The organism is Mycobacterium sp. 1245111.1 (genome assembly GCF_001673405.1).
Taxonomy (GTDB): Bacteria; Actinomycetota; Actinomycetes; order Mycobacteriales; family Mycobacteriaceae; genus Mycobacterium.
The window spans coordinates 1-7,435 of record NZ_LZLV01000123.1 but is presented as its reverse complement, the minus strand read 5'-3'; the positions used below and the strand labels follow the sequence as shown (position 1 = coordinate 7,435).

The following is a 7,435-nucleotide window of genomic DNA, read 5'->3' as shown; positions in this document are numbered from 1 at the left end:
CCGGCCCGTAGGCGTAGCGGTGGTACTGGAAGGTTCGGCGCAGCGGCGGCAGGGGGCGAACCAGCTGACGCATCAACCGGAACACTCCCGACGCCCGGCCGAAGGTGCTGGCGTCGAAAAACGTCACCCCGTCGACCAATCGGGCCCCGGTCAGCCGGTCGAGGACATCGGACGGCTTGTTGACGGCCCAGTACAGCGTCGAACCGGACTGGCGTTGCAGGCGGTGCGTTTTCTGCGACCGCACCACCAGCCGGCTGTAGTAGTCGATCTGGATCTCGCCGGTCCCGAACCGGTCGATGACGTGCTGCAGCAGCTCGATGCCGTCGTCCTCGGTCAGGTACATGCTGATGCCCTCGGCCAGGAGCAGCGTCGGCCGGTCGGCCGGGATCTGGTCCAGCCACGACGGATCGGTCGCCGGTGTGGCAACCAGGTGGTAGTTCGGCCGACTCGGAAAAACCTTCTCGCGCAACGAGATTACCGTCGGATAGTCGACGTCGTACCACTGCACGCCGGGCCCGGGGTCCAGCCGGAACACCCGGCTGTCCAAACCGCAGCCGACGTGGATCACGGTGGCGTCCGGGTGAGCCGCCAAAAACTCGCGCGTCCACACGTCGAACTGCGCGGTCCGCACCGTCACCAGCGGCGTCCAGCGGTCAGAGACCTTGAGTTCGTCCCAGTCGTAGTCGATTCGGGCCACCGCCGCCTTGGCGTACTCGTCGCCGAGGATCGGCCGGTCCCAGTCAGCGTCCAGCGCCTTGCAGTACAGGGTGGTCAGCATCGTCTGGGACGGACCGCTGAGGTCGATGGAAACTTTGTCGGTCACGGGGCTTAACCCTACTGTTCGAGGTGTTGGAGATGGAGGAAGCCATGACGGATACGACCGATAGGGGCGCACGGCCGCCGCGGGTGCTGCTGCTGTACTACTCGTACACCGGGCAGGCGCATAAGGTGCTCGACGCGGCCGGCGAGGTTTTCCGTGACCGCGGATGCGAGGTCAGCGAAGCCGAGATCAAATTCACCGACCCGAAGTACTCCCCGAAGTTCTCCCGCTTCCCGATGCGCCGGGTATGGCCCGACATGCTCAGCGTGCTGAACGCTCAGAAGCGCAACGAGATCGGGCAGATCGAAACGCCGGACACGGTGCGTAACGGCGACTACGACCTGATCCTGATCGGGTCGCCCACCTGGTGGGACAACGTCAGCATGCCGCTGCGCTCGTTCCTGAAGTCGGATGAGGCGCGTAACTTGTTGTCCGGCAAGCCGTTTGCGGTGTTCGTCGTCTGCCGTACGTTCTGGCAGGCCAACCTCGAAGGGGTACGTGAGCTCGCCGAGGAACAGGGCGGCCGGTACGTCGACGAAATCCACTTCACCTATCCCGGTGACAACCTTCGCTCGATGCTGGCGCTGACCAGCTATCTCGGCACCGGGGAGTACCGCAAGAAGTCGCTGGGCCTCAAACTGCCGCCGACCAACGTGCAGCCCGAACAGCTGGAGCAGACGCGGGCGTTCGCGGGCCGCCTCGCGGACCGGTTGTTGGCCAAGAGCTCGGCGCTGCCGGGCCAGGACCCGGTGTAGGACTGATAGATGTCCCGCCCTTTTGACGTATCGGTCGCCTCGCCCGCGAGTGTCGACCAGGTGCACGCCGCGTTCAGTACCGAGGACTACTGGCTGGCCCGGCTGGGCACCATGAGCGGCGGCACCACACTGGAGTCCCTGGTCGTCGACGACGACCGGACCGTGCGGGTCACCACCACCCAGGACCTCGGCCGCGATCTGCTGCCCGGGATCGTCTCGAAGTTCTACCGGCGCGACATCAAGGTCCGGCACACCGAGACGTGGACACCGTCGGGCGATCAACTCCGCGGGGAGATCGTGGTCGCCGTGTCCGGGGCGCCGGGTGCCGGCTCGGCCTCGGCCTCGGTCACGCCCACCGCGGACGGTTCGCTGCTGACGTTGAACGGGACGGTGGAGTTCAAGGTCCCGCTGGTCGGCGGGACCGTCGAAAGCTTCATCGCGCGCGAATTCGCCCAGGGGATACCGGATGTCCAGGACTTCACCGCTCGGTGGGTCAGCGAACACGTCTGACAGCACGTCATCAGTTAATTTGATGCTATGCTGTCAAAATGCGGACGACGGTCACCCTCGATGACGACACGCTCGTGGTCATCAGGCGGCTTATGCGTGACCGCAACGTGTCGTTCAAGCAGGCCCTCAACGATGCCATTCGACAAGGCGCACAACGTCGCCCCGCACCGGTAGCTTTCGAAACGCAGACCGCTGATTTGGGTGTGCCGTCGGTCAACCTGGACCGAGCCCTGCAGATCGCCGGCCAACTCGAGGATGAGGAGCTGATCCGGCGACAGCGCCGCGGCGCATGAGGATCGTCGATGCCAATGTTCTGCTGTACGCGGTCAACACCGCATCGGAACATCACAAGGCCTCGCGCCGTTGGCTCGACCGTGCACTGTCCGGCGACGACATCGTCGGCCTGGCGTGGGTGCCGCTGCTGGCATTTGTGCGATTGACGACTCGACACGGGCTTTTTCCGTCACCCCTGACCACCGCTGCGGCAATGACGCAGGTGCTCGATTGGTGCAGCGCGCCTAGCGCAGTCATCGTGTCGCCGACTCCGCGCCACGGCGACGTCCTCTTCGGGCTGCTGTCGCAGGTCGGCGCAGGAGGCAATCTCGTCAACGACGCGCATCTTGCCGCTTTGGCGATTGAGCATCGCGCACGGATCGTCAGTTACGACAGCGATTTCGGACGATTCGAGGGTGTGCGGTGGGAAACACCCGAAACTTCTGACTTGGGCAAAGATCATGACTGACGAGACGAACCCCTACGCCGACGCCTTCCGGGTGGCGCCATCCACCGCGGACGCGCTGGCCGGGCTGAACATGCCGCTGCAGGACGCGATGCTGACCCAGCGGGCGGTACGCCGGGTGCACGCCGAACCGGTCGACGACGCGGTCGTGTTGAAGTGCATCGAGCTGGCTCTTCGGGCGCCCACCGGCGCCAACGGGCAGAACTGGGAGTTCATCGTCGTCAAGGACCGGCGGTTGATCAAGAAGCTGGCCGGCCGCTACCGCAAGGGCTGGAAATTCTCCTACGGCGGACTGCTCAGCAGTGCCGGCGACGACGACCCGTCGCTGGCCAAGGTCATCCGCGCGGCGCAATGGCAGGTCGACCACTTCAGCGAAATTCCGGTTCTGGTGGTGGCGTGCCTGCGGCTCACGATCCGCGAGGGCCGCGCGCCCTATTCGCTGATGCCGCACGCCGCGGTGTCGGGATATTGGGGTTCGATTTACCCGAGCGTGCAAAACCTTTTATTGGCCGCCCGCGCGATGGGCCTGGGCGCGTCGCTGATCACGTTGCCGCTGTGGGGAGTGGGCAAGGCCCGCAAAATCCTGGGTCTCCCGCGTTCGGTCACGCCCTGCTGCGTGGTGGCGCTCGGATGGCCGCGCGGGCGCTACGGCCCCACGACGCGGGTGCCCGTCGAGCGGGTAACGCATTTGGACACCTATGGCAACCGCGCCTGGCTCGATCGTTGACTGGTCCTATATCACGGCGCACGAGAAATGGGTTAATTCAACGCCATTCATTTCGCACCGCGTTAAATATGAGTTTGACCAGATAGATATGAGGTTTAAAAGAGACGCCCCAACGATAGCGACATCTGAGGCTTTCTGAGTTTAGGTTCAGGAGCCATTCAGCTGTTCAATTTCGGAGGGGGAATCGCGTCATGCAGATGGCTGCGCGTCCGTATGTCATGGCCGCCGCGGCGTTGGCGGCGACGAGTCTGGTCGCTGTCACCCCGATGGCGCAGAAGGCCATTCACCTGCCGACGCTCAGCATCGAGACACGGTTGGTCGACGAGTCGATTCTCAACATCCCGATGAACCTGCTGACCGACTTCGCGAACATCCCCTACAACGAGGTACAAGCGCTCAACTCGCTGGCCGGTTCCAACTTTCTCGGCGGCAACTGGTGGGTGCCGAGCTCGACCAACCTGTGGGGCATCGACACCGGCGACCCGACCAAAGTCGCGATGCTGACCAACCTGTTCGCGCCGTTCCCGGACTTCAACCAGGGCATGGGCGGGTTGCAGTACCAGCTTGCCGGCTTCCTGGCCGCGCAGCTCCCGGTCGACGGCTCGTGTGATGCCGAGACGTGCTACCCGATGACGCCGCCCGACGTCATCACCGGCAGCACGCAGTGGGACCGGTTCATCGGCTACATCAACGCGCTGACCGCCCAGGGCAACGGGGAGAACTTCGGGCTGTTCCAGAACTGGTTCCAGGTCCCGTTGCAGAACCTGATCAACGGCTACACCTTCGACGACGCCTACAACCCCAGCGGTCCGGCCACCAACGATCCCGCGTTCGGCTTCTGGGGCAGCGACAACCCATTCCTCGGCGGCACGGTCGGCGACGACGACGCGATGCCGTGGAATGGCCACACCTTCTACTTCAACCTTTTCCAGCCGTTCCAGAACTACTGGGAGCACCTGCTGGAAGACCCGGCCACCGACGGAGACTTGCCCGGGACCGGCATCAACATTCCGACGCTGGGCGAATTCGGTCAGTCGCTGCAGTCCATCGCCGCGTCGCTGATCGTCGCCTTCAACCCCTACACTCCGGGCAGCCCGGCATGCCCCGGCCTGTGCGAGATACCCGAGGGATGGTCCACCTACGAACTGGTGGACGCTCTGGATCCCGACGACTCCAACCCGATGATTCAGGCTTGGCTGGCGGGTTTCGCCGAGGACGCTCTCTACCCGAACAACAACGCGACGCAGGAGCAGATCAACTACGCCGTCGCGCTGCTGCAGACCGGCATGTACAACCTGACGCCGGAACAGTTGGCCAACTACAACGAGGCGTTAGGCAGCATCAACGAGGGTCTGCCGGCGTTGTTCACCCACGCGGGCATCGTCACCGATCCCGAATACCTGGACTTCCTGCTGCCGGACCACGGCGGGCTGGACCCCTCGGTGCCGCTCGAAGGCATGTACGGCGGCTACAACCCGGGGTTGGTCTGGAGCGACCTGCTCGCACTTGGCGAGAACGAGACGAACTGGGAGCAGCTGCTCAACATCGACACGCTGGAGACGATCTTCTTCCCGCTGTCATCGACGGCGGCGGAGCCGGGTGCGGCCGCGGCGGCCGACCTCGCGGGTGGCCTCGATCCCGCCGAATGGGCGTCGGACCTGACGAATTTGTTCAACTTCGATCCGTCCTCGTTTGACGTGAGTGCATTGTTCGGCGAATTCGATCCAGGGTCGCTGGACCTCGGCGCATTGTTTAGCGGGTTCGATCCCGCCGCAATGTCGGCGGAGTTCGCCGGGCTGCTGGAGGAGATGACCGCGGCATGGGTACCTGATTTGGCCGCGTCAGCCCTGACGGCGTTCTAGGCGGGGGCCGGAATCTTGCTGCCACCGCCCGTCACCGGGTCCGATTTACCACGCTGACCTGGGATTCGTCGAGCGATGGTGCGGGGCAATTTCCGTGAATCAACAATAATTCTCGCATTGGACGATTCATCCAATTAATTGGACATTACGGCCTTTATTGGACACCAGGCTAATTTCTGTGATCGCTGTCACGAAATATCGCGACATCAATTGTTCAATTTTGGCATGAACTTAGAAATTCTTAGTGTAGGTTCAGTTGCTGTTGAGCTAGCCGAACATGTGAAGGGGGAGCCATGCTGGCTGCTTCGCGTCCCTACGCTCTTGCCGCCGCCGCGCTTGCCGCGACCGGCGCCGTCGTTGCAACTCCCGTATTGGCGCACCAGGTTCCGCTGGCGGTCCGCAGCATCGAGACCAAGCTGGTCACCGCCGGCGACATCGGCAACATCCCGGTCAACCTGTTCAACGACATCCTGAACATTCCCTACAACGAGCTCGAGGGCGGCGGCCTTGCCACCGTCGCGAACTCGCTGCTGTTCACGGGTACGTGGTGGGTGCCCAGCTCGACGAACCTGTGGGGCATCGACCCGGGTGACCCCACCCACGTCGCACTGATCGACAACTTCATTCCGTTCTCGGCGTTCACCGAGGGCTTCACCAACTCTGACGGCGTGTACGAGCCCGGCCTGAACTACGAGTTTGCCGGCCTCCTGGCCGCCGAGCTTCCGGTCAGCTCGTCGTGTGACGCGAACACCTGCTTCCCGATGACGCCGCCCGAGGTCATCACCGGCAGCACCCAATTCGACCGCGACATCGGCTTCTTCGAGGCGTACTTCGGTAACGCCACCAACGCGGAGGGCCAGCCGTTCAGCCTGTTCACGGACATGTTGAAGGTGCCGATTCAGGACCTGATCAACGGCTACACCTTCTCAGACGCCACCAACCCCGGCGGCCCGGTCAATGACACATGGGCGTCCATCCTCGGATGGGGTAGCAGTGGCGACCCGTTCGAGGGCGGTACCGGCGCCGGCAACACGGAGCCGTGGGACGGGACAACCTTCCACCTCAACCTGCTGCAGCCGTTCCAGACGCTGTACGACAGCCTGACCCAGGACCCGTCGACCTCAGGCATCGGTGGAACGGGTGTCGAGATTCCGTCGGCCGAGGGCGTGGCGCATACGTTCGAGAACTTGATGGCCGGCTACATCATCGACTTCGACGGCTACACAGAGGGCAGCCCCGCCTGCCCGGCGCTGTGCGACATCCCGACGGAATTCCAGGTCCCGGCGCTGGTCGCGGACATCGCCAAGATGGATCCGACCAACACGACGCTGGCCACCTGGGTCGCCGACTACGCGCAGGACCCGGCGTTGGTCAACGAGCCGACGCAGGACCAGATCAACGCGTCGGTGGCGTTGCTGCAGACCGGGATCTACAACCTCAGCCCGACCGAGCTGGCCGACGTCGACAAGGGGCTGGCAAGCATCAACCCGGAGCTGCCATACCTGTACACCAACGCCGGTTGGTACACCGATCCGGCGTATCTGGCCTACGGCAACTCGGACGCCCCGGGGCCGGCCGTGCTCGACCCGGTTTACGGCGGGTACAACCCGATGCTGGTGTGGAACGACCTGCTGACGCTGGCCACCAACAACGAGTGGAACTTCAACGCCGCGACCCCCGAGCTGATGTGGTTCCTGGCCGACCCCCTGACCAGCCCGGACCCGTACCAGAATGGCGCCGTTGACGGTCTCCCGTGGTGGGAAGCATTTCAGCAGGCATTCCCTGGGGCGAGCACGGCTGCCGCCGAGTCGGCCGGTAGCGCCAATGTCTTCAGCGAGTTCAGCACCGACCTGAGCGCGCTGCTGGCGGGTGCCGGCACCACGGCGGGTGCGGACGCGATCAGCGCGGCGCTCGCCGATATCAGCGCTCAGATCAGCGCGGACCTCGCGTCGGTCGTGCCGCAGTCCGTGCTGAGCATGTTCTAAGGCGCCTAACCGCCCAAGACAAAATCGGACCCCCAGC

General features: G+C 64.1%; 8 protein-coding genes. 7 read left to right on the top strand and 1 reads right to left on the bottom strand.

Features of this window, described 5'->3' with window-relative positions; all coding sequences use genetic code 11:
- On the bottom strand, positions 1-823 hold an 823-nt coding region (locus A5658_RS20110), incomplete at its 3' end, for a class I SAM-dependent methyltransferase (RefSeq protein WP_067339326.1).
- A gap of 44 nt (positions 824-867) precedes the next feature.
- On the opposite strand from A5658_RS20110, the gene A5658_RS20105 reads away from it, so the two are divergent.
- From A5658_RS20105 to A5658_RS20075, 7 genes are all read left to right on the top strand, one after another.
- On the top strand, positions 868-1,575 hold the full coding sequence (locus tag A5658_RS20105; protein WP_067339327.1) for a flavodoxin: 708 nt from the start codon (positions 868-870) through the stop codon (positions 1,573-1,575).
- 9 nt (positions 1,576-1,584) lie between these two features.
- Positions 1,585-2,085 (top strand): DUF2505 domain-containing protein, encoded by a 501-nt coding sequence (locus A5658_RS20100; RefSeq protein ID WP_067339325.1) that lies wholly within the window; start codon positions 1,585-1,587, stop codon positions 2,083-2,085.
- A 38-nt stretch (positions 2,086-2,123) separates the two neighbouring features.
- A complete protein-coding gene (locus A5658_RS20095) occupies positions 2,124-2,378 on the top strand; it encodes an antitoxin (protein ID WP_067339323.1) in 255 nt (84 codons plus the stop codon).
- Entirely contained in the window at positions 2,375-2,827 is a 453-nt protein-coding gene (locus A5658_RS20090) for a type II toxin-antitoxin system VapC family toxin (protein ID WP_067339320.1), read from the top strand. Before A5658_RS20095 ends, A5658_RS20090 begins: the two co-directional genes overlap by 4 nt.
- Complete coding sequence (locus tag A5658_RS20085) at positions 2,820-3,551, top strand: nitroreductase family protein (protein WP_067339318.1); 732 nt, start codon at positions 2,820-2,822, stop codon at positions 3,549-3,551. The genes A5658_RS20090 and A5658_RS20085 overlap by 8 nt, the downstream gene beginning before the upstream one ends.
- Before the next feature lie 197 nt (positions 3,552-3,748).
- The gene (locus A5658_RS20080) at positions 3,749-5,413 is read left to right on the top strand and encodes a hypothetical protein (protein WP_156751569.1); all 1,665 of its coding nucleotides are present in this window, start codon (positions 3,749-3,751) and stop codon (positions 5,411-5,413) included.
- Between the two features lie 293 nt (positions 5,414-5,706).
- On the top strand, positions 5,707-7,398 hold the full coding sequence (locus tag A5658_RS20075) for a hypothetical protein (RefSeq protein ID WP_067339313.1): 1,692 nt from the start codon (positions 5,707-5,709) through the stop codon (positions 7,396-7,398).
- Positions 7,399-7,435 lie beyond the last annotated feature (37 nt).